The sequence below is a fragment of the Streptomyces sp. BBFR25 genome, from assembly GCF_044590125.1.
In the GTDB taxonomy this organism is placed as follows: Bacteria; Actinomycetota; Actinomycetes; order Streptomycetales; family Streptomycetaceae; genus Streptomyces; species Streptomyces canus_D.
Genome location: NZ_CP172447.1, coordinates 152387 through 178968, shown reverse-complemented (window position 1 = coordinate 178968; position 26582 = coordinate 152387). Strand labels below are relative to the sequence as shown.

14 protein-coding genes and 1 pseudogene are annotated in these 26582 nt (G+C 73.4%); 6 read left to right on the top strand and 9 right to left on the bottom strand.

The window, feature by feature from the left end; translation table 11 throughout:
* Window positions 1-200: 200 nt before the first annotated feature.
* From ACGH52_RS00755 to ACGH52_RS00740, 4 genes are all read right to left on the bottom strand, one after another.
* A complete protein-coding gene (locus ACGH52_RS00755; protein WP_399936740.1) occupies window positions 201-6923 on the bottom strand; it encodes a beta-ketoacyl synthase N-terminal-like domain-containing protein in 6723 nt (2240 codons plus the stop codon).
* A gap of 61 nt (window positions 6924-6984) precedes the next feature.
* On the bottom strand, window positions 6985-13170 hold the full coding sequence (locus tag ACGH52_RS00750) for an SDR family NAD(P)-dependent oxidoreductase (protein WP_399936738.1): 6186 nt from the start codon (window positions 13168-13170) through the stop codon (window positions 6985-6987).
* 53 nt (window positions 13171-13223) lie between these two features.
* Window positions 13224-14807 carry a PfaD family polyunsaturated fatty acid/polyketide biosynthesis protein gene (locus tag ACGH52_RS00745; RefSeq protein WP_399936736.1) on the bottom strand — a complete coding sequence of 528 codons (1584 nt, stop codon included), beginning with the start codon at window positions 14805-14807 and terminating at the stop codon, window positions 13224-13226.
* Window positions 14808-14874: 67 nt separating this feature from the next.
* The gene (locus ACGH52_RS00740) at window positions 14875-16077 is read right to left on the bottom strand and encodes an SDR family oxidoreductase (RefSeq protein WP_399936734.1); all 1203 of its coding nucleotides are present in this window, start codon (window positions 16075-16077) and stop codon (window positions 14875-14877) included.
* A gap of 781 nt (window positions 16078-16858) precedes the next feature.
* Here ACGH52_RS00740 and ACGH52_RS00735 point away from each other — a divergent pair.
* Window positions 16859-18205: a hypothetical protein gene (locus ACGH52_RS00735; RefSeq protein WP_399946586.1), complete on the top strand. Its 1347-nt coding sequence runs from the start codon at window positions 16859-16861 to the stop codon at window positions 18203-18205.
* 87 nt (window positions 18206-18292) lie between these two features.
* Here the strand turns inward: ACGH52_RS00735 and ACGH52_RS00730 are convergent, their stop codons facing one another.
* The gene (locus ACGH52_RS00730) at window positions 18293-19654 is read right to left on the bottom strand and encodes a flavin-containing monooxygenase (RefSeq protein WP_399936732.1); all 1362 of its coding nucleotides are present in this window, start codon (window positions 19652-19654) and stop codon (window positions 18293-18295) included.
* A gap of 256 nt (window positions 19655-19910) precedes the next feature.
* Between ACGH52_RS00730 and ACGH52_RS00725 the strand changes: the two genes are divergently transcribed.
* The 3 genes from ACGH52_RS00725 to ACGH52_RS00715 all read left to right on the top strand — a co-directional run bounded on the left by ACGH52_RS00725 (window position 19911) and on the right by ACGH52_RS00715 (window position 22104).
* Window positions 19911-20525: an ABC transporter ATP-binding protein gene (locus tag ACGH52_RS00725; RefSeq protein WP_399936730.1), complete on the top strand. Its 615-nt coding sequence runs from the start codon at window positions 19911-19913 to the stop codon at window positions 20523-20525.
* Window positions 20522-21397, top strand: a complete 876-nt coding sequence (locus ACGH52_RS00720) for an ABC transporter permease (RefSeq protein WP_399936728.1) — start codon at window positions 20522-20524, stop codon at window positions 21395-21397. The genes ACGH52_RS00725 and ACGH52_RS00720 overlap by 4 nt, the downstream gene beginning before the upstream one ends.
* Before the next feature lie 185 nt (window positions 21398-21582).
* Entirely contained in the window at window positions 21583-22104 is a 522-nt protein-coding gene (locus tag ACGH52_RS00715) for a hypothetical protein (RefSeq protein WP_121701712.1), read from the top strand.
* A 211-nt stretch (window positions 22105-22315) separates the two neighbouring features.
* Here ACGH52_RS00715 and ACGH52_RS00710 read toward each other — a convergent pair whose 3' ends face one another.
* The 3 genes from ACGH52_RS00710 to ACGH52_RS00700 form a co-directional block, all read right to left on the bottom strand.
* The gene (locus ACGH52_RS00710; RefSeq protein ID WP_399936726.1) at window positions 22316-22828 is read right to left on the bottom strand and encodes a hypothetical protein; all 513 of its coding nucleotides are present in this window, start codon (window positions 22826-22828) and stop codon (window positions 22316-22318) included.
* Window positions 22829-23206: 378 nt separating this feature from the next.
* The gene (locus ACGH52_RS00705; protein WP_399936724.1) at window positions 23207-23971 is read right to left on the bottom strand and encodes a hypothetical protein; all 765 of its coding nucleotides are present in this window, start codon (window positions 23969-23971) and stop codon (window positions 23207-23209) included.
* A 578-nt stretch (window positions 23972-24549) separates the two neighbouring features.
* Entirely contained in the window at window positions 24550-25149 is a 600-nt protein-coding gene (locus tag ACGH52_RS00700) for a hypothetical protein (RefSeq protein ID WP_399936722.1), read from the bottom strand.
* 124 nt (window positions 25150-25273) lie between these two features.
* On the opposite strand from ACGH52_RS00700, the pseudogene ACGH52_RS00695 reads away from it, so the two are divergent.
* Window positions 25274-25366: pseudogene (locus tag ACGH52_RS00695) on the top strand (RHS repeat-associated core domain-containing protein); the annotation flags it as partial.
* A 322-nt stretch (window positions 25367-25688) separates the two neighbouring features.
* Here ACGH52_RS00695 and ACGH52_RS00690 read toward each other — a convergent pair.
* A complete protein-coding gene (locus ACGH52_RS00690; RefSeq protein ID WP_399936720.1) occupies window positions 25689-25937 on the bottom strand; it encodes a class I SAM-dependent methyltransferase in 249 nt (82 codons plus the stop codon).
* Between the two features lie 205 nt (window positions 25938-26142).
* Here ACGH52_RS00690 and ACGH52_RS00685 point away from each other — a divergent pair, with 205 nt between their 5' ends.
* The gene (locus ACGH52_RS00685) at window positions 26143-26541 is read left to right on the top strand and encodes a hypothetical protein (protein WP_399936718.1); all 399 of its coding nucleotides are present in this window, start codon (window positions 26143-26145) and stop codon (window positions 26539-26541) included.
* The last annotated feature ends 41 nt before the right edge of the window (window positions 26542-26582 follow it).

The window sequence follows — 26582 nt, the reverse complement described above, 5'->3', positions numbered from 1 at the left end:
CCGCGCAGAGCGCGGATGCTGGTGTCGCTCGCGACGGCCTCGGCGCCGGCAGCCTGCATCGCGGCGAGGCGCCAGTCGACCAGCCCCGGACAGAACGCATCACCGCCGGGACAGGGGAAGGCAGCCTGCCCGGCGGCGAGGGCCAGCACGGCGGTCGTTCGAGCCTGGCGGCCGAACCTCGGGATGGAGGACCGAGCAGATCACCGCACGGGCGGAGGGTCCGACACCACCCGCATCCCCAGCCCCCGTACCCGGTAGATGCACGTGTCGTCGCCCCACAGCGTCGCGTCCGCCACGGCATAGGGCCCGCGTGCGTCCGTACCGGTCTCCACGATGTCCATGTCCACCCGGATCAGCCGGTTGGCGGGGGTGATCTGGCCCCGGTACGTCCACACCGTCTCCCGGCCGGGCAGCACCGGATCGAACCGGGGGTGGACGATCCCGTCCGCCGCGCCGCCTTCGATCAGGTGGTACTGGAGCAACTGGCACATGGCCTCTACCCCCAGCGAGCCGGGCTGCACCGGGTCTTGGAAGAAGTGGGCCCGGAAGAACCAGGCGTCCGGGCGCACGTCCTTCTCCGACCGCAGTCGGCCGAGCCCCGCGCTTCCGCACTCCGGCCAGGAGCCGGTGACCCGGTCCAGCATCAGCAGCATGCGGCCCGGCAGGCGCAGCTCCCCGGCGCAGTAGCGGGCGGGCCTAGCGGTCAGGTCGACCACTCGGTCGCAGGGCTCGTCGAGACGGGCGCGTTCCTCGGCCGGGACCGGCAGCCCTTGCTGGTCGTCGAACGCCGACCGGGGGAAGTAGCCGAAGACCGTGGTGAGTTCGGTGAGGGGCGCGTCGTCGGCCGTGCACACTACCCGGAACGACTCGATGATCATGTCTCCGCTGCGCGAGACACGGGTCAGTTCGGCCCGGGTGCGGATCGTGCGCGTCCCGGAGGTGACTTCGCCGGTGACCGTCTTCACTCCGTCCAGGTTGCGGAACAGCAGGTCCTGCTCGCTGGTCGTCGCGCTGCCGGCGTACGAAGCCAGCCACCCGCAGGGCTGCAGCGCGACCTCCATGAGGACCGCGAGCGGCATGCACCGGGACGGGTTCTGCTCGAAGTACCACGCCCGTTCCGGTACGTCGTACTCGGCGACGACGACGCTGCCCTCTCGCATGCCGCCCTGGACGCCGTCCACCGAGACGATCCGGCTCATGAAGTGGTAGGGCGGCCCGGGGAGCCTGGCGACCTTGCGGGTGCCGTCGAAGGGTTCGTACATGGTGCCGAACGCCTCGCTGGGCCTGCCCCAGGCGCACGCCAGCAATGACGCGTAGTCGAAGCGGAACCCATCGGCCGCGACGGCCACCGCCTTTTCCTCCCGGTGCCCGGACAGCCCGCCGAGCCGTGGGGGCGGCACCGGCGCTCCGTCCTCCTGCACGGCGGGCGGGCCCGAGCCCCGCCACTGCGACAACGGCCAGTCGGGCACCAGCCGCAGTGCCATGCCGCGCCCCAGGAACGCCTTCCTGCCGTCCACCGACCCGAGGACATCGGCGTGGAGCGTCGGCACCGGCCCGGCCGAGATGCCCCGGACGAACACCTCGTAGACGATCCTCCGGGACTCCGGGGTCACCTGGCCCCGGCACATGGTCCGGGACGGCTGGGTATCGACCGGCTCGAAACGCCAGCCGTCCCGGTCGACGGTGTGGCCCGAGGCCGTCAGATGGAAGGCCATGGCCTGGAGACCGGCCTGGAGCATCAGGGTGCCCGGCATGCAGGGGTCGTTCTTGAAGTGGCCGGTGAAGAACCAGTCGTCCGGGGACACCGCCGTCTCGGCGCGCAGATACCCTCGGCCCCACGGTCCGCCGTCGGGGTCGAACACGGTGACCTCGTCCAGCAGGCGCAGCCGCTCCCCGTCGAGCATGGGTGTCCGCACATGGGCTGCTGTCGCCTCCCAGCCCCGCCCGAAGCACTCCGCGGGCGACCCCTGCGCCAGGGCCCGCACCCGGTCCGTACCGAAGCGGGACCGCTCGCAGCGTACGGCCGGAGGGTCGAACGGAAGGTCGTCGCCGGGAGCGTGCTCGACCGGGTCCCAGCGCACCCCGCCACCGGTGGCGAGCTCGGCGGGGGTGAAGAACCCGGCTTGGCCCTCGCGGACGCTGAGCCGCAACTCACCGTCCACGTAGCAGTCATAGTGGAAGAAGGCCAGCCGGACCCCGCCCGCCTCCGCGTGGCCGTCCACATGGATCTCGAAGCGCAGGGTGTCGCCGGGGCGGGGCGGGCCGCCATGGAACGTCACCTCGCAGCCGAGCAGGCGGTAGACGCGCTCGCCCCGGTTGAGCAGGTCCGCCCCCAGCCAGCTGAGCAGCAGCAGATCGGCCTGTCCCGCCTCGATCAGCACGCCGGCCGGCATGCGTCCCGTCGCGTCCAGATACCAGCTTTCGGTCAGGACGTCGGTCTCCGTCCAGATCCGCCCGTCCGTGCGGACCGGCCCCGGCAGGACGAGCGCCGCGGGCACCGCGTCGATGGCGGTGACCCGGTCGGCGAAGAGCATGGGCGGTCCGGGCATCCGGGTCTGCACCGCGTACCGGTCCTGCTCGGCGAAGCGCGGACCGAACAGCGTGGAGATCTCCCCGGAGGCGAGGTGCTCCAACTGGGCCCGATCGAACACCGGCTTCGCCCCCGGGACAGGGCCCGGAGCCGGAGCCGTGCCGGGGCGCGGGGCCGATACCGGGCCCGGCGGCCGCACGGGGACGGGCGGGGCGCCCGGCGGTCGTACGGGGAGGGCGGCGGACGGCGGTACGGAGGCAACGCCACCCTGGGGTGGGGAAACAGCCACGCGTCCGGCGTCCGCCCGGCCGCCCGCCGTCAGCGCCGTGACGGCCAGCGCGGACACGTGCAGGAACCGCCGGTGGGCCTCCGCGTGCGCGGCCATGATCTCCTCGTGCACCAGGGCGGCCCGCCGGCTCTGCCGGGCGATCGTGCCCGCGACCGCCGACGACCCCAACGCCGGGGACGCCGGGTCGGACAGCCGGGACACCGGCCCCACCGCGGCGGCGGATACCGCGGCAACCGGGGCACCGGGCCGTTCCCCGGGAGCGGGCCGCTCCGCCGGCACCGGCGCCAGCTCGGGGGCCCGGGGCAGGACGGTCACGACGGGCTCCAGGGGCGGCACGCAGGGCGTGGGGGGTACGGCAACGGTGACGGTGGGCCCCGGGGTCGGGAGACCAGTAGCAGCCTCGGCGAGCCGTGCGGTCAACGCGTCGGCCCGCACCGGCACCCCGGCCACCACGAGTTCACCGACGGCCAGGCACAGATTGCGCAGCCCGGCGTCGTCCGGGGTGTCGAGCGCCACGGCCACAAACTCCCGGTCCCCGAGGACCCGCTTGATCCAGCCGGTGCACAGCTTCCGGGGCCCGTGCTCCACGAAGACGCGGACACCGTCCGCCCACGCCCGCTCGATCGTCGCCGCGAAGTCGATCGTGCCCAGTCCCTGAGCGGTGAGCGCCTCGGCGGCCCGCTCGGTCGTCGGACGGTACGCCCGGCCGGTGGCCCCGCTGTAGAACCGGACCCCCGGCACCTCGACCGTGGGGCGGCGGTGGGCCTCGCGCCACACCTCGCGGACCTCCGCCAACTCCGGGGAGTGGGCGGCCATGTCGTAGTCCAGCTCGATCGCCCGGTCCACGCCCAGCCGGGTGACCACGGCCGCGCACGCCCCGGACTCGCCGCCGACGACGCAGACCCCCGGCGCGTTCACCGCCATCAGATGGACCGCCCGCTCCCCGGCGAGCTCCGCGCGGACGGCCTCCAGCGGCGCGGCGACCAGATAGCTCGACCAGCGGTCACCGCCGATGCCACGCTGCCGCCAATAGCGCCGCACCGCCCGCAGCTCACCCGTGAGCTCCGTGGTGAACAGCCCACTCTCCCGCGTCGCCTCGTACAGCCCCGAGGCGTCCGGCCACGCGCCCAGCGCGACCAGCGCCGTCGACTCGCCCGAGGAGTAGCCGATCGCGGCGTCCGGCCGCAGGCCCAGCACCTCACGGCTGAACACGGTGTGGAAGACAGCCAGTTCGGCGACGGACCAGATCTGGTCGAGTACGCCAGGCCCCCTCCCGGAGCGCAGCCGCGTCCCGATCGCCCGGTGCCCGGCACGGACGCTCTCGCCCAGCGACGGGCACGCCAGCGTCAGCGCGTGGCCCATCCCGGGGTACGCGGCCGAGCCGTTGGTGTACACGAAGGCGGTCTCGCCGCCGACCGGCGCGTCCCGGTACAGGACATCCGCCGGGCGGGCCCCGCCCTCCGCCAGCCAGCGACGGGCCGCTTCGCGGCGCTCCGCCCAGGCGGTGCCGCCGTCCGCCACGAGAGCCAGCCGGGCCGGACCCGCAGAGGACTCGGTCCCGGCCTCCAGCGCGGCCAGCACCTGAGCGCGGTCCGCCCCGGAGAAGACGCGCAGGCGCGGGGCGGGCCCCGGCAGCCACGGCCGGGGGTCCCCGGCGCGCAGCCGGACGCTCATGGCCGGCCCCTCCGCCGGTACGGCGACGGCCCGCGCGGTGTGCGTGACGGCCGCCGTGTCGGCGGGCGCGTCGGGGCGGGGGACCGCGCGGTGCTGGAGCGAGAGCGCCGCGACGGCGACGGACACCAGCCCGGATGCCGCATGGGCGCGCCCGAAGGCGGACGCCGGATCGAATCCGGCGTCCGGGCCGTCCCCGATGACCATGTCGGGTTCGTCGCCGGCTTCCTCGTCCAGCACGGCGACGACGGTGTCCCCGTCCCGGCGGGCGGCGTCCAGCGGCTTGAGGACCAGGACGACCGCCGCGTCACCGGGCTCCACGCCGGGAGTGGACTCCTGCACGGCGGCCCGGTGGACCGCTTCGCAGGACAGGTCGGTGGCGCCGACGAGCGCGGCGTCGACCTCCCCCGACCGCAGGGCGCGTGCCGCGGCCTCCAGCGCCACCAGCCCGGACGCCTCCTCGGCGGATACCGTGAAACTCGGTCCCGCCAGGTCCAGTTGGGTGCTGATGCGGTTCGCCGCCAGGTTCGGCATGCTGCCCACCACCCCCTCAGCCGTCATGGGCGGGGTGAAGGCGTCCCGGGCGAGGTCCGCCGACGCCGCGGTGACGGGCACACCCGACTCCTCCAGCCAGTGGGGAATCCGCCAGCGCGCGCCCGCCCGGGCCACCTCCGGGTCCACGCCGGTACCGATGACCACCATGGTCCGTTCCCGGGGCAGCTTCACCGTCCGGGCGGCCTCCCGGGCGGCCTCCAGCACCAGGAGTTGATGGCGTACGGTCCGCTCCAGGGCCAGCGGGGGGAAGCACAGGCCCGCCAGCTGCACGGCGATCTCCGCGACCGGGCCGCGCCGTTCACCGCCCAGCACCGCCTGGCGGAGGTCCTCGACCGACGTTCCCTCCCCGACCCGCGCCCCGATGGCGACGATCGCCACGGATACCGCGCATGCCCCGGGCGTACGGTCGCCCGGCGCACCGCTGTCGGCTGCCGCGGCCGAGGTGCCCGGCGCGTCGGGTTCCGGCACCGGGTCCTGCGGTGCCCGGTCCGCCGGTGCGGCCCGGCGCGCGCTGGGCCGCGGTCCGTACGCCGGCCGGGGCACGGAGGGCGGGGGAGCGTCGTCCGGGTCGTCCAGGAGCAGGTGGGCGTTGGTCCCGCCGAACCCGAACGCGCTGACCGCCGCCCTGCGGGGTCCCGCCCACTGCTCCGCCGTGTCCAGCACGCGCAACGGCGTACCCGACAGGGCGTCCAGCGGCCGACGCGCGCCGAGCGTCGCCGGGCGCACCCCGGAGCGCATCGCACCCAGCACCTTCAGCAGCCCCGCCACGCCCGCCGAGGCCAGCAGATGCCCGATGTTCGACTTCGCCGAACCGATCGGCACGTCGTCGGCGGCCCCGAAGACCCGGGCCATGCCCCGCGCCTCAACCGCGTCGCCGACCGGGGTTCCCGTCGCATGGCACTCGACGAGCGACACCGACTCGGGAGCGACGCCCGCCGCCTCGTACGCCAGGCGCATCGCCCGCACCTGGCCCTCCTCGGACGGGCTGATCAGACCGGACCCCCGCCCGTCGTTGGACAGCCCCACCCCGCGGATCACGCCGAACACGGGGAGCCCCGCCGCGCGGGCGTCGGAGAGCCGCGTCAGGGCGACGAACCCGGCGCCCTCGCCGTGCACCAGCCCGTCGGCGTCCCGGTCGAAGGGGCGGCTGCGCCCCGTACGGCTCGTCGCGGACAGCCCGCAGAACCCCACGTGCAGGTAGAGAGGGTCGGGCCGGCTGACCGCACCGGCCACCATCAGGTCGGCCGTGCCGTCGTGCAGGCGGTCGCACGCCAGCTTGATCGCGTACAGCGAGGAGGCGCAGGCCGCGTCGAGGGACCACGCCCCGGCCCCGAGCCCGAGCGCGCGGGCCGCGAGCATGGCCGGGAGGCCGGAGGAGAAGCGGTTGCGGGCATCGGGGCGGGGGCGGCGTCCACCCGGCAGCAGCGCTTCGCGGAGCTCCGGGCGCTGCGCCGACAGCCAGACGTGCTCGGCGAAGGCCGCCCCGGTGGGGGTGGGGTACGACAGGTTGCCCAGGATCAGCCCGCCGCGCCGCAGCGGTGTGGTGCGGCCCGCCTCCGTGAGCGCCTGCCGTACCCCGTAGAGCACCCAGTGGAAGAGCGGGTCCAGCGTCGCGATCCGCTCCGGGGAAAGGAGAAAGCCTTCCGGGTCGAAGACGGATTCGAATCCCTCGACGTACCCCCCGATGTCGGTCCAGGTGCGGTCGAGATGGTCGTCCACCGTGCCCATGACCCGATGACGCGGCAGCCGCCACCGGCCTTCCGGGGCCGCCGTCAGACTCGTACGCCCGGCGGCGACGTTCTCCCAGAACCCGTCCGGGTCCAATGCGCCGGGCAGGACACAGCCCCGGCCGACGATGGCGATCGGTTCGAAACGCATGCGGGTCTCACTTCACGGCGGGGTGGAGAGGGCGGGTTCGGACAGGAGGGAAAGTGCCCGGTCAGGAGGGGCGGCTGACGAGTTCGACGCCGGTCAGCTCCAGCAGGACGGACCCGCCGGGGCCGATCAGCGCAGCGTCGCAGCGTGCCCCGGTGTCGTGGGCCTTCCGTCCCCGCACCACACAGCGCACGGCGTCGTCCACCGGGCCCCGCCGGTACACCCTGCACTCCGCGACGGCCATCGGCAGGGTCGCAGTCCGGAGCACCTTCTCGCCCCAGAGCAGCGCGAGTTGGAGCGCTCCGTCCACGGCGGCAGGATCCAGCGGACCGTGCCCGCCCGGCCAGCCCAGGGACCGCAGGCCCGCGACCGTCGCCTCCGCCCCCTGCTCCGACACACCGCGCACTTCGCGCAGGGCGTGGAACCGGGGGCCGTGGAAGAGGACGCCCCCGTCGTACGGGTCGGCCAGGTCGAGCGGCTTCAAGTCCGCCGGCGTGTCCCAGGAGGACCGGTCGGGCGCACCGTCGCCGGTGTCCACGACGGCACGGAAATGCGCCGGGCCCTCCTCGCCCCGCAGCTCTGCCTCCACCCCGGCCGGGGAGCCGGGCGCGCCCCGGCTGCCGAGCACGGTGAGCCGGTGGCCCACGCCTTCCAGCTCCGGCAGGTCGTACTTCCGGTACACCCGCAGATCACGCAGGACGAGCTGCCCCTCGGCCGGCAGCCAGGCCGCCGCGGCGCCCGCGAACCAGTTCAGGACCAGCGCCACGGGCAGCACCGGGACACCGGCGGGCGCGTGGTCGGCCAGCTGCGGCAGGGTGTCCGAGCTGACCAGCACCTGTGCACGCAACCGCTCGTCCGCGGCGGCCGGCCCGTCGCCCGCCGTCAGCACGACACGGGCCTCGCCGGCCGCACCGTCCAGTTCGGCGGTGCAGGCCGCGGCCCCCTGGGCCGGAGGGATGAGCGGCACCCCGGACCGGCCGAAGTGCGCGGCCAGGGCCGGGGTGACCATGCCGCCCCGCCAGGGGCCCCAGGCCACGCAGCGCACCAGGCAGTCGGGGCGGCGAGCCTGCTCGGCCGACGCGACCTGCTGGAGGACCTCGTTGGCCATGGCGTAGTCGCTCTGGCCCGCGTTGCCGAACACGGCGGCCACCGAGGAGAACAGCAGAATCGTGTCCAGGGGATCGTCAGCCGTCGCCGTCAGCAGCGCCCGCAGGCCGTCCACCTTCGTGGCCATGACCAGCTCGGCCTGCTCGTCGGTCTTGTCCGCGATCCGCTTGTCGGCCAGCACGCCCGCCCCGTGCACGATGCCGGTCACCGGCCCCCACGTCGCGCGAACCTCGCGCAGCGCCGCGGTGAGGGCGTCGGCGTCGCGGACATCCACCCTGACGTACCGGGCGGGCGAACCGGCGGCCTCCAGCCCGGCCAGCGTCGCCCGTACTTCGCGGGCGGCGAGAATCCTCCGGGCCTCCTCCGCGATGCCGGCGGGCGAGGACCCCTCCGCATCCCGGGCCCGCTCCGCGAGCAGTCGGGTGAGGGCCCGTTCGTCGGTGGCCGATTCCAGGCCGGCGGGCTCGGCGGTGGCCTCCGTCCGTCCGAGCAGGACGATTCGTGGCCGGTGGGTCCTGGCCAGGTCGAGCAGCGCGGCGGCGGTCACCCCGCGGGCGCCGCCGGTGGCCACGATCACGGATTTCGCGCCGATGCGCGGGGCGCCGCCGGGTGTGAGCGGGCCGGGCACCATCCGCAGCAGGGCGCGGGTGCCGTCCGCGCGAAGGCCGACCTCCGTGTCGGCTCCGCCTTCGAGCAGTTCGCACACGATCGCGTCGGCGACCTCTTCGTCATCCCGCCCGCCCCGCTCGCAGTCGAGGACCCTCACCTGGATGTCCGGCCACTCCTTGGCGGCGGTCCTCGCCAGTCCGGCCGTCCCGCCCAGCCAGGCACGGCCGGGCGCGTGTCCGCCGAGCCCGAAGTCGCCGCCGCTGTCATGGACGGTGACGAACAGGCCGCCGCCCCCGGCCGCCCGCGGTGCCAGCGCGCGCGCCGCGCGGAGCGCCGAGCGGTGGACCTCCCGGGCCTCGTCCGGTGTGCCGTTCGCGGAGAGACCGCCGAGGTGGATGACGCCGCGCGCCCCTTCGGGCACCTCCGCCACGGCGGTGGCGTCCACACCGCGCTCCGCCAGCTTCCGGGCCACGAGGCCGACGACCGGGCACCCCGCCACGTCCTCGCCGCTCACCACGACCGGCCCGTCCAGCAGCCCCGCTGTGACCAGCCCGGACGCCGGGGACTCGACCATGCGCGGCACCAGCCGGGTCAAGGGCGTCCACGCGTCCGCCCCCGCGTCATCGGCGGACCGCCCGGATCCGGCGCCCCGAACGGCCGGGACATCGACGGTCGTGGAGAACGGGTCGTCCTCGCGAGCCTCCGCCGGGGAGGGCTCGAACGCGCGGGGGGCGGGCACGGCAGGGACGTCCGGCTCCGGCGCTGGCCCGGCGGCCGGGGCGCCGGAGGCGAGTGCCGCGGTGATCTCGCGCAGGGTACGGAGCTTGCCGAGCCGTCCGGGGTCCCCGACCGCAACGTCGCCCACCCGGCGGCGCACGGCCGACAGAATCTCGACACGCTTGATGGAGTCGACGCCCAGGTCCGCCTCCAGATCCATGTCCATGTGCAGCATGGCGGTCGGGTAGCCGGTGAGGTCGGCCACCACCGACAGGAGCAGCTCCTCCAGCTCGGAGGACGACAGCTCCGAGGGAGTACGTTCCGACGCCGATCGGTCCGAGGCCGACGCGTCCCGTGCCGGTGCTTCGGTCGGCGGTGCCGGCTCCGATGCCGAGGGGCGCACCGCGTCGCTCGCCGGAGGAGCGCTCGCCTCCGGCACGGGATACGGCGTCGCGGCCCCGACGACCGCCGCGGGAGCCGGCGCCGCCACCGGGGGCGCCACGGCGGCCGGTACGTCGAGCGGGCCGGCGGAGCGGGGAAGCGGCAGCGGAGCGGGTGCTGTCATGTCCGGGACCGCGCTCGGGACCGGCGCACCGAGCAGCGCGGCCAGGGTCGTCTCGGTCATCCTCAGGAAGGCCATATGGCTGTCCGTCAGCAGACGTTGACAGGCGAGGTGGGTCTCGGCCGTCTGCCGGTGGATGCTCTCGACGGCGAGCTGCCGATCGTCGCCGATGACCGGGCGGGCGTAAGCCGGCGCCTCCGCAGGGTGCGACGGCCCGAACTCCTGCTGCGAGGACGTGGCAGCCGGGACGTATACCGGTGGCAGTGGCGCGTCGCCGGGGGGCTGCGAGGGCAGAGCGACCGCCGGTGCGGGCGGGGCGACAGGCGGTACGGCGTCGGGGCGCGGCCCGTATTCCGGGGCGTGCGTCGGTTCGACGTGCGGGGTTCCGGAGGGCGGGAGCTGACCGTAGTTGGCTCCACTGATCTTCACGGTCATTCGGGGCTCGCGCTCCTTCGCTGGTGTTCCGGGCGATGCGTAGGGGGTCCAGAGGGGGATGAGGTCGAGGGGAACGCCCCGTACGGCGAGTTCACCGAGCGCGGCGTGGAAGGTCTCGGTGCCCGTCCCGGCCGGCCGGTCAAGGGGCACGGCCGCGTGCTCACGGTCGCCGAGGATCTGCCCGACCAGGCCCGTGAGCGTGGTGCCCGCGCCGACCTCCACGAAGGTCCGCACCCCCGCCGCGTACATCGCCTCGATCTGGTCCTGGAAGAGGACCGGCGAGGCGAGATGACCGGCGACCCGGCGGCGCACCGCGTCGGGGCTGGAGGGGTAGGGCGCCGCGTCCGTGTTGCCGTAGACCTCGATCCGGGGTTCCGAGAACGTCACCGTGCGCAGGTGGGCGGCGAGCGGCTCGACAGCCGGGGCGACCAGCGGGCTGTGGAAGGCGGTCGACGCGGACAGCCCGCGGGAGGCGATCCCTGCGGCCGAGAAGGCGCTCCTCGCCCTTTCGACCGCCGCCGCCGAACCCGAGAGCACCGTCTGACGGGGCGAGTTGTGGTTGGCCGGCCAGATGTCCTCGAAGCCACCGTCGGCCAGGACCTCCGCCACGCGTACGCGGTCCGCCGCCACCGCCAGCATCGCGCCCGGGGTGGCCGCCGCCTCCCGCATCAGCTCGCCGCGGCGACGCGCCAGCCCGACCAGCGACTCCGCGTCCAGGGCGCCCGCGCAGTGCAGTGCCACCAGTTCGCCGAAACTGTGGCCGGCCACGCAGTCCGGCCGCAGCCCCAGTTCCCGCACCACCGCCAGCAGCGCGAGCGCGTGCACCGCCAGCGCCGGCTGAGCCCACTCGGTGGCGTTCAGCAGGGCCGCTCGGGCGGCGCGCTCCTCCTCGGTGAAGGCGGGCGGCGGGAACACGACCCGGTGCAGCGGCCTTCCGTCGAAGCGGGTGGAGCCCAGCCGGTCCCACACGGCCAGCGCGGCCGGTGCCAGCATCGCGAGCTCGGCCCCCATCCCGACGTACTGGGAGCCCTGCCCGGGGAACAGGAAGCCGATGCGGCCGGGTGCGGACTCCCCGTACGCGTACCGGATTCCGGAAGGGGCCGAGAACGACGCCTCGGGACGCCGCCGGATGTGCGCGAGCGCCTGCGCGTACTTTTCCCGCAGGTCATCGGTGTCGGTGGCGACGACGGCCAGCCGCACCCGGGCGGTGGGCGAGAACGCGGCGTGGCTCTCCCTCGCCAGCGCGGTCAGCGGCCGTCCGTCCTTGGGCAGTCGTTCCTCCAGGGCGGACGGCGAGGCGGCGGCGAACAGGACCAGCTCGCTCGACGCCGTGCGGTGGCGCAGGGCAGGGCGGCCCGTGGTCTTCGGCGCGGGGCGCGCAGGGGTGTCTGCGTGCGTGCCCGATGAGGGGGCGGGCACGGTCGGCGGGGTGTATTCCTCCAGTGTGACGTGGAAGTTGCTGCCGCCGAAGCCAAAACTCGACACCGCCGCCCGGCGCGGATGACCGGTCGGCCGCACCCACGGCCGGGCCTCCGTGTTCACGTAGAACGGGCCGTGCGGGGCGGCGGCCGCGGGGTTCGGCCGTTCGACCTTGACTGTGGGCGGGAGCACCTTGTGGTGGAGGGCCATCACTGCCTTGAGCAGCCCCGCCGCGCCCGCCGCGCACTTGGTGTGCCCGATCTGCGACTTCACTGAGCCGATCGCGCACCACTGGCCGTCAGGACGTCCCGAAGCGCCGAACACCGCGTTGAGCGCGGCCAGTTCCGCGGTGTCCCCGGCCTTCGTGCCGGTGCCGTGCGCCTCGACCAGCTCCACGGTCTCCGGCGGGTAGCCGGCCTCCTCGTAGGCGCGTCGCAGGGCCCGTTCCTGCCCCTCGGGCAGCGGGGCGTAGATCGCTGTGCTCCGGCCGTCCGACGAGGTGCCGATGCCCCTGATCACGGCGTGGATCCGGTCGCCGTCGCGCTCTGCGTCGGACAAACGCTTCAGGGCGTACATCACTACCGCCTCACCGAGCATCGTGCCGTCCGCCGCCTCCGCGAACGGGCGGCAGTCGCCGCTGGGGGAGAGCGCGGGCGTCTTGGAGAAGCACAGAAACATGCCGATGTCGTTGCCGGTGTCCACGCCGCCGCTGATGACCAGGTCGGCCCGGCGGAGGGACAGCTCTCCGACCGCCGTCGACAGGGCGGCCAGCGAGCTGGCACAGGCGGCGTCGGTGGTGTGGTTGACGCCGTGCAGATCGAACCGGTTGGCGATCCGTCCCGCGACGACGTTGCCCAGCAGACCCGGGAAGGTCGACTCGCGCCACGGCTCGAAGCGGGCGGCGATGCGGTCGCACACAGCCTGCGCCTCGGCCTCGTCGAGCCCGCTCTCCCGCAGCCCCGCCAGCCACGCGGGGCGCTGGGAACGCCCGTACATGTGCGGCAGCAGTTCGAGGGCGGCCGCCCCGAGGACAACGCCGGTCCGGTCCCGGTCGATCCCGGACGTCCCGCCGGCGTCCCTCAGCACCTGGTCGGCGACCATGAGGGCGAGCAGCTGGGAGGTGTCCGTGGCCGGCAGATTGGCGGGAGGCACCCCGTAGGCCATCGGGTCGAAGTCCACCTCGGTAAGGAAGGCGCCCCGGCGGGCGTACGTCTTGTCCGGGGCGGCCGGGTCCGGATCGTAATGGTCCTCCACCCGCCAGCGGGAGGCGGGGACCTCGGTGATCAGGTCGCGGCCGCCGGTCACGACCCGCCAATAGCCGGCTGCGTCCGTGGCGCCCGGAACCAGTGCCCCGACGCCGACCACGGCGACGGGGCACTGGCGGGGGGTGGAGCCGGACATGGTCTCTCCTCGGGGTCGGGCGGCGGTGGACGGTGCTGCGGCGGTGGGACTGCTCATGCCAGCTCACGCGGCGTGTAGGTGAACGCCTCGGAAGTCAACGGAACGCCGTACGTGCGCAGTTGATGGGCTCGGGTGAGTGTCGCGGCCCCTTCCAGCAGGTTGAGGGCGATCTGCGTCACGGACCGGTGGGGCGGTTGCGCCAGGAAGGTGCCGGCCGCCCACCGGTTGAACGCGCCCATCGCCGGCCCGCACCAGATCTGGTAGTCGGCCCGCCGCGCGCTCTCCCCGGTGATCGCCCACCGGCTGGAACTGCCCAGGTACCAGCGGAACACCAGGGCCATGCGGTGCCGGGGGTCGGCCTCCGCACGGACGGTTTCCGCCGGATCGCGCTCCTCCCAGAAGGCACGCGTGCGCTGCCAGACCTCCTCGAACGGGGCGCCCAGTACGTCGCGTTCGATGGCGGTACGCAGCGCGGGCGGGATCTCCTCCAGCGAGCCGTGGTCACGGTAGGCCGTGTACAGGCGGCCGGCGCGCCGGGCGAACATCGTGCCCCGCGACAGCACTTGCAGCTTCACGCCCAGCTCGAACATGTCGGCCGACGGCGCCATGGCGACGTCGGCGACGTCCGCGTCGCACAGCATCGCCTTGGCCTCGTCGGACAGACCGGCCTCGACCGCCGTCTGGTTCACCGAACCGGTGACGACGTAGGACGCGCCGAGAGCGAAGGCGGCGGCCACCGCGTCCGGGGTGCCGAGGCCCCCGGCCGCGCCGAGGCGGACCGGCCGCCGGTACCCGAACCGCCGGCGGACCGTGTCGCGCAGGGCGGCGATCCGCGGCAGCAGGACCGACAACGGCCGGTTGTCGGTGTGCCCGCCGCTGTCCGCCTCGACGGTGATGTCCTCGGCCACCGGCACCAGGGCCGCCAGGGCCGCCTCCTCGCGGGTCAGGCTGCCCCGCGCGACAAGAAGGTCCAGCAGAGCGGGCGGGGCGGGGGAGAGGAACCTCTCGGCCACCTCGGGACGGGAGAGCTTCGCGAGCAGCCGCGTACGCCGGACGACGCCGCCGTCCGCACCCCGGCGCAGGCCCTGCGCCGAGCACAGGACGACCGCAGGGGTCAGCTCCATGAACGCCGACACCGAGATCCGGGGGACACCGCAGCGCAGCAGAAGCTCCGCGACCCGCCACTCCAGCTCCGGTTCGGCCGGTGAGTGGATGAGGTTGACTCCCCAGTTCGTGCGGGACTCCAGCTCTTGCGCCAGGGAGTGCACAGCCCGCTCCACCTCCGGGAGGGGCAGGCCGCCCGCACCGAAGAAGCCGATCATCTCCGCCCGCGCCATCGCCGCGACCATGGCGGTGGTCGCGATGCCGTTCGCCATCTCCCCCGCCACATAGGGGAAGCGGACGCCGTGCGCCTCGCAGAAGGTCCGGCCGCCGAGCCACTCGGGGTACAGCGGCGGCAGCGTGCCGAGCACCGGACCGGCGGGCGGTGCCCCGGTGGCGAGGCCCAGCTCCCGGCCGTCCGGCGCGCTGACGACGTGCACGGGTTCCCGGATCAGCCGGACACGGTCGGCGATGCCCTCGGGGGAGAAGACCGGCGGGCGCGTGGCGTGGGCGCGGGGAGCGGCGAGAACGGACACGGAAGCTCCAACGGGACGGGACGGTTGCTGCTGGTCGGACGTACGCCGGCTGCGACGTACGGGACGCTCAGGCGCACGGTGTGGGCGCGGGTGGGGTGTCCGGGGGCGGGGGGAGCGCCCCGCTCCGGGGGGCCAGTCCGGACCACAGCCGATCGAGACCGACGGGAGCGCAGACCGCTGCCGGACCGAGCAGGGTCCTCACCCGGGTGTCGTCGAACCGCCGCCGGTGGGTGAGGTAGGCCGTGATGCCCGGGTAGAAGTCGATCAGGGTCTCCAACGCCGACGGGTCCTCCGGCTTGGCGTCGACCAGGTCGATCGAGAGGGGGACGAGCCGTTCCAGCAGGGCGACGAGGGTGGGCACGGGGACATCGCGGTCATGGACGACGTGGTACGTGTCGACCCCGTGTGAGGACGGCAGTTCGGACAGGCGGACCATGACGTCGGCCGCGTGCTCCACCGGTAGCAGGTTCAGCCGCCCGTGCGGGTGCCCCACCGTCCGTACCCGGGGCCGGCCCCCGGGGCCCGGGGACCCGGGAGCGCCGCGGGAAGGACCACCCGGAGCCCCGGTGGGAGGGCTCGTGGCGGTCGGTGGTGCGGGGACGGTGGCGCGTCGCGCGTCGCGCAGGATGCGCTCGATGACCTGCAGTGGGTGCGAAGGCAGCTCCGGGTGCGAGGGCACGTCCGTGACGAGGATGCTCGGCCGCAGCACCAAGGCCGGTCGCCCGTGCTCGCGGGACCAGGCGTGAACCAGCAGCTCCGCCTCGTACTTGGACTGTTCGTAGGCGTTCTCGAAACCGGCGCCGTCGTCCAGTTCGTCCTCGTACGCCACCCCGGTGCGCCGCGCGCCGGCCACGAAAGCGGTGCTCACATGGCGCACCACCGGTTCCGCGCGCCCGGCGGCCGCCAATTCCAGGACGTGGCGGGTGCCTTCGACATTGGTCCGTCGCAGCTCGGGAAGGTCCCCCTCCAGATGGATGCTTCCCGCGCTGTGCCAGATCGCGCCGAGGCTGTCGGCCAGCTCCTGGAACGCCCGTGCGGACAGGCCCAGCCGGGGCAAGGCCAGATCGGTCTCCACCACCCTCAGCCGCTCCGGCAGTCGTGCGAGGAACGCGCTCGGCGCACCCGTCAGTTCGAGGGAACGGGTGATGCGGTGCAGCGCGTCGCCCGAACCGGCGTGCGCCAGGACCGTCACGCACGCGTGCGTGTCGAGCAGACGACGTAACAGGTGCAGTCCGAGGAATCCGGTGGCGCCGGTGAGTGCGACGTGCACGAGCGTGGCTCCCAGAGCGGTGAGAAGGGCGGTCCCCCGCCGTGCGGGGCGTGCGGAGGCGGAGCACCGGCGGTGCGGCGGACCGGAAGCGGAAACGAGCGGCACGGCGTCGACCGTCCCGCGGCGCGGGTCGTCGTCGGCGATCGCGCCGCGCACGGTCCGGATCGTCCCGCCGATCCGTGCTGCCGCTGCCCCGGCTCTCCCGACGCCCGTCCCGGAGTGCGCTCACCAGGCCTTCGAACCCCGGTGATCTCCGGCGCCTTCCACACAATGGCAGACGGCGGACGGAACACACCCATCGATCCGCCCTGGCCACCCGAACGGAGGATGTCGCTCGACCGTCCGTGCCGTCGCCGCACGCCGCTCGGTCCGGTCCCTCTTTCGGGGGAACTCGTCGCGGTACCCCAGGATGACGCCCTCGCGGGCCGCGGCCCGGGACACGGCCGCGCTCGCCGGGTACCGGGACCCCGCCGCGGCACGGGAAAACGAGGCCGCGAGGTGCGGATAGCGGGTGGGCGGCGACCGTCGCGGAACCGTCCGGTATCCGCCCGCGGAGACGGGACGGGCCGCCGCAGCCGGCCGACGCTGTCCCGGTCGCCGGTCATCCTGGTGAGCCGCCGGTCCCGGCAGCGCGACCGGCTCGGGTGGACGGGGCGCCCGGCCGCCGGAGTCCCCGCCCTTCGCGCGCTGCCGTACCTCTGTCCCACCACCGGTGGTCATCGCGACCGCCTCGGCCCGAACGGGAGCCCGCACCCGCATGCCCGATTCCGAGCAGTCCACCGTGTCCGCCCCGCCCACCGCGCCGGCGGACCCCTCTACGGGGTCCGGCCGGTCGAAGCGTTCCGTCCCCCCGCCCCGTCATCCCACCCACGCGGTCGACCGCGCGTTCCTCGACCTGGAGCGCCGCCGCCCCGAGGTCCGCTGGGACGCGGGCGGCGTCGCGTATCTCAGCGGTCCGCCCCCGAGCCTGGCCGATCTGCGCGCGTACGTGGCGTTCCGGCTCGGTGAACTGCCGCTGCTCACCAGCCGGGTGACGGGAGGCAGGCGGCCCGGGTGGCAGCCGTCCGAGGAATTCCCCGTCGACCGTCATGTGTTCGAGGTGGTGGCCGACGGACCCGCTGATTGGGACATCGCCCTGCACAGCGCGCTCAACGCCCCGTTCGCGCCCGGCGCCTACTGGGGGGTCTGGCTGATCCACGGCCACGAACCTGACGCGTACGCCCTCTGCTACCGCTTCCTCCACGCCTGCCAGGACGGCTCGGCCGCCGCCATGACGTTCCGTGCAATGCTGGGCGACGGGGAGCCATCAGCGCGTCCGCTGCCGGGCGGGAGCGGCGTGGTCGGCGTGCCCCGGCGGTTCGGTGCGGCCGTCGCGCTGGCCACGAGGTTCCTGGCGCGCACCTTCGCCGTGCGTGGTCACCGCCCGGCCCCGGCCTTCGCCCCTACCGGTGAGCGGCGGCTGTGGCGGGGGCGCGTCCCCGTGGACACCCTGCGGCTGATCGGCGCCGGGCGCGGTGGCTCGGCCCACGACGCGCATCTCGCCGCGCTGGCCGGGGCGTTGTCGGTGTGGGCGGCCCGCTCCGGTGTGCCACTGCCCCGGGTGACGGCCGTGCTGCCCGTCGACGCGCGGCGGGCCGAGGAGGAGCAGACCTGGGGCAACCGCTGCTTCGCGCTTCCGGTCGACCTGCCGGTGGGCCCCACCCGGGGCCGCCCGGACGGCTCCCGGGACGAGGAGGCGCCGCTGCGACGGCTGGACCAGGTCATGGCGGTGACCCGGAAGCTGCGGGGCGACACCTGGCGACAGGCTGTTCAGGACCTGGTCCGCTACATGCCGGACCGTCCCACCGCGTGGTACCTGCGCAGGATGCTGTCCCCCCGCGTCACCAACATCATGGCCACGTCCATGCCGCTCGCCGAAAAGGGGAACCTGGGGGAGACCCGGGTGACGGGGACGGCCCTGCTGCCGCTCCTCGTGCCGGGACACCTCTGCGGAGTGGGGCTGTCGTTCTTCGGTGACTGGGCGGAGGTGTCCTTCGTCGCGGACCGCGCCCTGCCGCTGGGCGAGCTGCTGCCGGAGCTGTGGGAACAGGCCGTGCGAGAGCTGGAGGAGAGCGTGCAGCGGGGATGAACGGGTGTACGGGCCCGGGGCGCGGGCCCTTGCCGCCCCGTGCCCGTACGTGACCGGCCCCGCCCCCTACCGGCGCGGGAGGGCTGGTCACACTGTGTCGGACACCGGAGCGGGACGAGGCGCGTCGAGGCGGCGAGCGGCTGCCCGGCGCGCTCGGCGCCTGCCCGCGCGGAGCTCCTGACGAAGGGCCCGCCGGTAGGCGCAGATGTCGATCTCGATCCCGTGCCGGTAGGTCGGCGCGTAGACCTTGTCATGCCTTTCCCGGGCACGGGCGATCGACCGGGTCATCTCCGCGGGCGTCGGCAGAAGGACCTCCCCTTCGATCAGGTCGGCGATCCATTCGGCCTGCGGTTCGAGCAACGGGAAGGCTGCTCCCGCCGGTTGTGCGAGCCCCATGAAGAAGAGCCCGGGAAGCCGGGGCGGCACCGTGCGCAGATACAGCTCGGTGCGGCCGTCCGGCGCGGCGAAGACGGCGGGGTCCAGGAAGGGGAAGGACAGCGAGTACCCGGTGGCGTACACCACGGCGTCCACGGTCTCGCGGCTGCCGTCCGTGAAGGACGCCGAGTCCCTGCCGAAGGAGCGGATGCCGGGCTTGACGGTGACCGCGCCCCGGGCCAGCTGGACGAGGAGCTCGTCCGACGTGGAGGGGTGGGCGGCGAGAGGCCGCCGCACCGGTTCGGGGAGCCCGTAGAGCGCGGGGGCCCCACGGGCCAGCCGCAGCAGGAGTGCCATCGCCGGGTCCTTGAGGAAGCGGGGCAGAGCGGCCGCCCTGCTCACCGCCCAGTGGTCCGCGGGCCGCCCGAGCAGCATCTTCGGGAACACGTGCGCCACGGCGCGGGCGGAGAGGAAAGTCCGCGCCGCCGAACGGGAGATCTCCGCTGCGATCTCGCACCCGGAGTTGCCCATCCCGACGACGAGCACCCGCCGCCCGGCGTACGGCTCGGGGGAGCGGTAGGCGTGCGCGTGGACGGCGGTGCCCTCGAACACCCCGGCCCCGGGCACGGCGGGGTCCGGAAGACGCGGGTCCCAGTGGTGCCCGTTGGCCACCACCACCTCGGTGTACCGATCGGTCTCCGCCTCCGCCGCTCCTTGGCTGCGGCGGGTGACCTCCCAGCCGCCGCCCTCCAGAGGGCGCACGGAGGTCACCTCCGCACGCAGCCCGACGTGACCGTGCAGTCCGAAGGTCTCCGCATAGCTCTCCAGGTAGGCGAGGACCTGGGTGTGGTGCGGGAAGACCGGGTAGGCCTCCGGCATCGGCAGTGAGGAGAAGGACATGCTCTCCTTGGAGATGTTCGCGTGCAGCGACGCGTACACCCCAGACATGCCGTTGTCGTTGCCGTAGCGCCAGAGTCCCCCGATGCCCGAGCCCGCCTCGTAGCAGTCGAACGGGATGCCGCGCGAGGCGAGGACTCTGCTCGCGGCCAGGCCGGACGGGCCGGCTCCGATCACGCACGTTCTCCGCATGGCTGACCGGCCTTTCACGTCAATTGGGTACGACCGCTCCGGGAGCCCGGTCACGGTAGCGGCCGCCACGGCAACCGAGGCGGTTTCGGGCAGGCTTCCCGCCGCACGCGTGACGGGCGGGCACCACGTTGACGCCGCAGGGGGCCGCTCTCCCGGCTGCCGTTTCCCTTGCCCGGCCGACTCGTTGGGCACGCGCGGACCGGTTCCGCGGACCGCTGGCCAGGTACGACGGAGCGAAGCGATGGACGTCCACGATGTGCACCATTCCTACCGGCAGCACGCCGTCCTGCGGGGCGTCGGCCTCCGGCTGAGGCCCGGCACCCTGGCCGGGATCGTCGGCGAGAACGGTGCGGGCAAGACGACCCTGCTGAAGATCCTCTCCGGTGAACTCCGGCCGGACCGGGGGGCCGTGCACCATAGCGGCAGGTTCGGCTACTGCCCGCAGACCGTGGTGCTGGACGACTCCTTCACCGTCCGCCAGCATCTCGACTTCTTCAGGAGCGCGTTCGGCCTCACCGGGCTTGAACGGGCCGAGGAGGTGATGGAGACACTGGCCTTCACCGAGTACCTCGACCAGCGCGCGGGTCGGCTCAGCGGCGGCTCGCGGCAGAAGCTCAACCTGACCCTGGCCCTCATGCACGACCCGGACGTACTCCTGCTGGACGAGCCCTACCAGGGCTTCGACTGGGAGACCTACCTGCGCTTCTGGGAACTGGCGACCAGGCTGCGCGACGCCGGGAGTTCGGTGCTGGTCGTCTCGCACCTCGCGTACGACATCGACCGGCTGGACCAGCTCTGGCGCCTGGAGGGCGGGCGCCTGCACATCCAGGAACGGCCTACGGAGGCCGCGGCGTGAGGCGGCACCTGTTCCTGTTCGTCACGGCATCGCGCTACGCGCTGATCGGACACGCCCGCAACCGGTTCGCGATGCTACTGGTGGTCGTGTACATCCCGGTGTGGATCGCCCTCGCCTATGTGACCATCCCCGATCAGCCCGCCCCTTTCCGGCTCCGGGCGACCGGCGAGGTGCTCTCCCCGCCCGGCAACCACCTCACTCAGATCACCGGCGCGCTGAACGCCGTCACCCTCATCGCAGGGTTCATGATGTTCGCGGCCACGTTCACCGGGGGAGCCTTCGACCGCCGGCTGGCGATGGCGGGCTACCCCCGGTTCCATCTCGTCCTCGCCAAGCTGTCCGCGCTCACGCTGGTCTGCGTCGCGATCTCCGTGTACGCCACCGCCGTCGCCGGGTTCGCCTGGACGCCGCGACAGCCCCTGCTGCTCACCGCCGCGCTGTTCGGCGCCGCCCTCACCTACGGCGCGCTCGGGGTGGTCTTCGGGTCGGTACTCCGGCGCGAGGTCGAGGGCATGTTCGCCATCCTGATGATCAGCGTCCTCGACGTTGCCCTGCAGAATCCCCTCTCCAGCTCCGGGTCCGACAGTGCCGTCGTGCGCTTCCTCCCGACGTACGGGGCGGTTCAGGCCAGCATGTCCGCCGCCTTCTCCGACGCGTCGGGCGGCCGGGCGCTCCTGACCCAGTGCCTCTGGCTCGCCGGTGCGTCGGCGGCGGGATTCCTGGTCTTCCGCCGACGTACCCGGAACGCGCTCGTGCGGCGCAGGAAGCCACCGCTTCCGGCGCCCCGCGGCGCTGGAGCGACTGAGGGCCCTGGCGATCACCGGTCCCCGGCGGAGTCCGGCCCGGCGCCGGAAAGGGTGGGACCCGCCTGACCGCCCGGCTGCCCCGGAGCCGCTCGGCGGACTCCGTCCGTCGCACGGACGGCCGTCGACTCCGTGTGCGCCCCCTGTCCCGCCGATACGCCCGTGACCTGGGCAGGCCGTGATCGTTCTGTAGCCGTCGGGCGCTGGATCGGTGCCCGGAACGACCCGTTCACCAGTGCAAGGAGCACCGCCCCATGTCTCTCTCGCGTACCGCCCGGCGCGCCGTCCTCACAGCGGCCCTGGTCTGCGTCTCCACGCTGACCGTCCCCTCCACCGCACAGGCCGCTCCGCTGCCGCCCGCGTGTCAGGAAGCGCTGCTCGAAACACTCGACAAGTTCCCCGTCGTGGACTTCACGGTCCCGGACAAGGCCAAGAACACCATGATGGGCCAGGTGTTGGGGCTGAGCGAGGCCGACCAGGCAGTGTTCACCGAGGTGGCGTGCGCGGCCTGGAACACCTGGGCGACCCAGAATGGCCAGGCGGTCGCGACGGACCTGGACAGCCGCTACCGGAACGCCGCCGGACCAGTGTGCAACAAGTTCGCCAGGTCCGCGTTGGCGACGATCAAGAAGTACGCCCCCAACGTCCCGGCCGAGACCCGGGAGATGGAGAGGGTGGCCAAGATGGTCTGGCGCGACTCCACGGAGAAGCTGGCCGCGGACGCCACCAACGCCGACTGTCGTACGGCCTACAACGCGGTCAAGGCCGGCTGGTAGCTGGGTCGCGCCGCTCATTCGGCTCTGTGCAGGCCCCAAGGCCCGCGGTAGCGGCACTTGGTGCTGGTACCGCGGGCCTTGTGCGCAAGCGGCTCTCAGCGCTCAGGTGCAGCGGGACCAGCACCTGGTCGCGGATCCAGCGGTAGATGTCGCTGTCGGCACTGGCCTTGGACACCAGGTAGTTCTGCATCGCCCGGGCCAGCGCGGCGGGTCATCTTCGCCCGTGCGCCTCGGCGTCGAAGAACGCCGTCATGCCGCTGCCGGACTCGTCGGACTCGAAGGCGCTGGAGGAGTAGTTGCCGGTGGGCATGTTCGCGGTGTCCTGAAATGTGACGCCGCTCCAGGCGGAGGTGTTCGCCTCGCTGACCCAGTCGCGGATCAGCTGCGACGGTACGCATGAGCCGTAGACCTGCGTCAGCCGCATCAGTACGATGCCGGCGAACATCGTCTTGGCCAGCGAGTACGACGGCAGCGCCATCTGGTTGGAGTATGGGTACGCGCCCTGCCGGGTCTGGCACGCGCCCACGTAGTTCACCCCGCCGTAGGACACTCTGTACGTGATCAGCGCCGAGGCGGTGACGCCGCTGCTGAACGCACTGGTGTCGATGCCGGCGTTCGGGTAGTCGGTGCTCAGCGCGCTGATCGGCTTGGTCGGCATGCGGTGGGCGGCCTCAGCGTTGTATGCGTTCTTCAGGCGGGTGCCACCGGCCATCTTCTTGGCCATGACAGATGCCGTGATCGGGCTGATCGGTGTGGTTGGCGGGGCTGCCGCTGTCTATGGCTCCCTGCTTTTGAGGGGTTCTTGCGGGTGTGGGCGAGGTGGCAGGCGCGGCCGACGTGGAGGAGTGCGGTGGTTTTCCCGGCTGCGGCGGGACCGGTGACGATGAGGGAGGGCCGTGCGGTGGTGTGCTGGTGGCGGCCGAGGATCGTCAGGGTGCGGACCTGGGTGGCGAGCTGGCTGAGGGCGGGGCGGCTCGGCGGTGGCGAAGCGGTGCCAGCCCTGCCAGGTGGCCAGGGGCCGGGATGGTTCGGCCGTGTTGCCGCTGCCTGCGTCGGCGGGTGCTCTGGACGGTTTGGTGCGCTGCGGGGTGGGGGCGGCTGTTCACCACTTGTCGGCTTCCTCGTGTGCGTCGTAGAGCCCGAATCCGGCGGCCGCGGCGGGGCGGGTGTCGTCCTCGGGGAGGTCGTCGAGCTCGTCGATGCTGTCGTTCTCGCTATGCTGCGCCGACTCCCCGATGGGGCCGGTGCCGTATCGGGCTTGCCGTGCGGCGGGAACCGGCAGCGTGGTGGCGCGCGCGAGGAGGGCTCGTTCGGTGGTGGTGGCGTGACCGCTGTGGGCGCGGCGCATGAGCTGGTCGAGGCCGTCGGCCAGCCCGGCCTCATGCTGCTGGCTGTCGTCGTGGTTGTTGTGGCGGGCGTGGGTGCGGATGTGCTGCCAGGTGTGGTCGTTGAACGACTGGTGGACGTGGTCGCGGTGGACCCACGGGATCTCGGTCAGCTCGCCGTCAGGCAGACGCACCCAGATCTGGCGGATACCGCGGGTGCGCTTGCCCTCGTTCCAGCAGTCGCCGCAGTGGAGCTGGACGGGCGGGCTGCCTCGATTGAGGCCCTGCTCGAGCAGCCAGTCGGGCGGCATCGGCCGGTCCTGGGCACTCCGTTGGCGTTCTTGCTCGTGTCGTTCCTCGTCGGCGATCCAGTGCTGTGTGCGTTCCAGGTCGCGCAGCTGTATGCGCTCCCGCGCCTCCTCGTCCAGCCCGCACACCGTCCGGAGCTGGCCGGGCACGTGCTCGGCGCTGCCGTAGGAGTGCCCCAGGGCTGCCCAGTCGATGTCGTCCAGCCCTGCCATGTGATCGTCGGATCGTTTCATGATCCGTATGCTCGCAGGGACCGCTGACGCCGATCCCGCAGGCGAGCTGTCTCCTTGAGCCGGCGGTCAAACTCACCTGTCCATCGGTTAAGACCGCCTGTCAAAGGACAGCTGTCCCGCGCCATCGAATCTTGAGCGTGGCCTCCACCTGCTCAGCGGACGTATGGATCACGCTCCCGCGGAGTACGCGAGCGTGGTCGAACGCCGTAAGGAAGTCTGAGTAGACCCGCCTGCGGGCGTCTTGGACGCGTGCTGCGCGCTGCTCGTCCAGAGTGCGGTTCACCGTGTCGATCACGGCTCGTGCCTGTTCGTCCCCGGCGTAGCGCGCTGCTGCTGCCGTCGGCCGGCTGAGATCGTGAACCAACCGGTGAGCGCGCTCCCCGCGAGAGCGGAACCGGCTGCGATGAGTGCGATGCCCAACTCCCCCATAAGCGATCAGTATGCACAGGAGTCATCGGGGCGTCGAACCAGTGCGCTCGCCCATACGTACGAGTGCAAGTGCCTTCGCGGTAGATGACGCGTCATGCATACCGGGCCACGGCACAGCATGACCTTGACCAGGGATTTCGCCACCTACCCTACGCGCTGTCCGTGCCGGCCGAGTTGGATGGCAGGCAGTAGAGGGCGATGTCGAGGTCCCGGGGTGTCCAGGCGTGGGCGGGGGAGGGGGCGTGGGCCAGGAGGTGGTCGAGGGCGGCGATGTAGCGGGCTGGAGCGTCGGTGAGCGGTATGCCCAGTGAGCGGAGTGAGGCGTGGGCGCGTCGGTCGTAGACGGCCATGCGATGGGGCGCGGCCGCGGTGAGGACGGTGGAGGACAGGGCGTCGCCGCGGGTGTAGCCGGGAAGGCCGGCCAGCGCGCCGCGTCTCGCCCGGGCGGCCTCGCTGAGGCTGACGGAGGCGTCGAGCACGGCAGTCATGGCGGCTGCGGTCGCCCGCCGTACCTCGGCGTCTGCGGTGGCCATCAGCGCGGAGGCCCAGCGGGTGTCGGCGCGCAGGCGTTTCCATAGCAGCAGCGCCCCGATGTCGGCTTTGCTGATGCTGCCTTCGCTGTGGGCCCGCTGGGCGACCTGGTCGAGGACTTCGTCGTAGTGGACGCCGGCCGACTGCGTATACATCTCGCGTGCGGCAATCAGCCGCTGCCAGCCGTCATTGCCGGTCTCACCGGTCTGGTACGTCACGCCCTGCTGGTTCCCTTCGATCTGCAGCCGTCCGGTGTGCGGAGGGGTGCCGGCTGCCGGGCGTCTGCCCGGCAGCCCTCTGCCTGCTCAGATCGGGACTGTTGGGTCAGCCGGCCTGACCTTCGCCTACGCCGACCCGACCGGCCTGTACAAGATGGGGCACCGCTACTACGACCCCGCCCTCGGCCGCTTCACCCAGCCCGACCCATCGGGGCGCCCCCTTCGAGTTGGGCCCCCAGGGAGCGTTCTCCGCGCGGTTTCCCGCGCCAGGTGCCGGTGGGCCGAAAAGCTACTCACCTTCCGCGGCAGCATCTGGTGGATCGCCGAGCCCACAAGTTCGACGAACAGCGAGCCGCCGGGCACCAGCGCCCGGGCGAGCGCGGGCCACAGGGCCCGCCGTTCGTCAGGGGCGAGACAGGCGCCGGTGTTCTGGCAGATCGCCACGTCCGACACCGCGTGCAGGCCGGCCTCCGCGAGGGAGTGCGGATGCACGGTGACCCGCTCCCGCAGGTCCCGCGGCGGCATCGCGATCCGGGTCATCAGCGGACGCGCATCGCCCGCGAGGGCTCGACCGCGTGGACGCCCACCCGGGACTCGTCCAGGCTCATCAGCGTGATGCGCCCGGTGCCGGCACCGACGTCGAGCACACCGACCCGGGCGCCCGCCGTGTCGCTGCCGTACAGCGCCCGGACCCGGGCCTCGTCCCGTTCGGCCTGGAGCACGTCGTAGAACTCCGCGGTGACCGCGTAGTCGTCCTGCGACGGTTCGACGACCGGCGTTCTCGGCATGGGGGAGTGCATGCAGAGCAAGACAGGTCACACGGCCGGTCCGTGACACCCGCAGGTCCGGGCAGTGTCACACCTGGGGTCGCCACACGGTCCTAGGTAGGGAACTGTCACGACACGTCACTCAGGGTGGAGCAGGTGGATCATGCGGGTTACACGCCGCGGTGAACGGATCCCGTCACCCGAGGGCGGCGGGATCCGACCCCCGGTGACAGTGCCCCCGCCGGACTCGGGCCGCGGACAGCGGCTCGACGGACACGACGCCGGCACCGGACGGTTCCTCCGCCGGTCTGCGCCGCCGTCCCCGCCACCCGGGACCGCCCGCCCCGGGACCGTCCGGCCCGGGACCGCCGCGCGGGCGGGCGTTGCGCCGCACCACCGGATCGAGCGCGCTCCGCGGGAGGCGGCGCGCGGCGTCACGACCGTGGTCCTGTCCAACGGCACCCGGGACCTGCCCCCGCCCGCTCCCCGCAACCTCGGCCCCTCCCGCCCGCCGACCCGCGCCGCCGTGCGCGGTGCGGGGCGCCTCGTCGACGAACCGCGCGTCGACGGGCCGGGTCCGTACCGGACCGGGAACGCCGTTCGTGCCGGGCCGGTCACGCCGTGACCGCTTCACCCCGAGACATCGCAAACCCACGTACAGGAGGT

What these genes read in the sequence shown, in the direction of transcription:
- ACGH52_RS00715 (WP_121701712.1), top strand. Translation starts at nt 21,583, where the DNA reads ATGTCTCTCTCGCGTACCGCCCGGCGCGCCGTCCTCACAGCGGCCCTG.
- ACGH52_RS00755 (WP_399936740.1), bottom strand. Translation starts at nt 6,923, where the DNA reads ATGCGTTTCGAACCGATCGCCATCGTCGGCCGGGGCTGTGTCCTGCCC.
- ACGH52_RS00690 (WP_399936720.1), bottom strand. Translation starts at nt 25,937, where the DNA reads ATGCCGAGAACGCCGGTCGTCGAACCGTCGCAGGACGACTACGCGGTC.
- ACGH52_RS00710 (WP_399936726.1), bottom strand. Translation starts at nt 22,828, where the DNA reads ATGGCCAAGAAGATGGCCGGTGGCACCCGCCTGAAGAACGCATACAAC.
- ACGH52_RS00725 (WP_399936730.1), top strand. Translation starts at nt 19,911, where the DNA reads ATGGACGTCCACGATGTGCACCATTCCTACCGGCAGCACGCCGTCCTG.
- ACGH52_RS00750 (WP_399936738.1), bottom strand. Translation starts at nt 13,170, where the DNA reads ATGTCCGGCTCCACCCCCCGCCAGTGCCCCGTCGCCGTGGTCGGCGTC.
- ACGH52_RS00705 (WP_399936724.1), bottom strand. Translation starts at nt 23,971, where the DNA reads ATGAAACGATCCGACGATCACATGGCAGGGCTGGACGACATCGACTGG.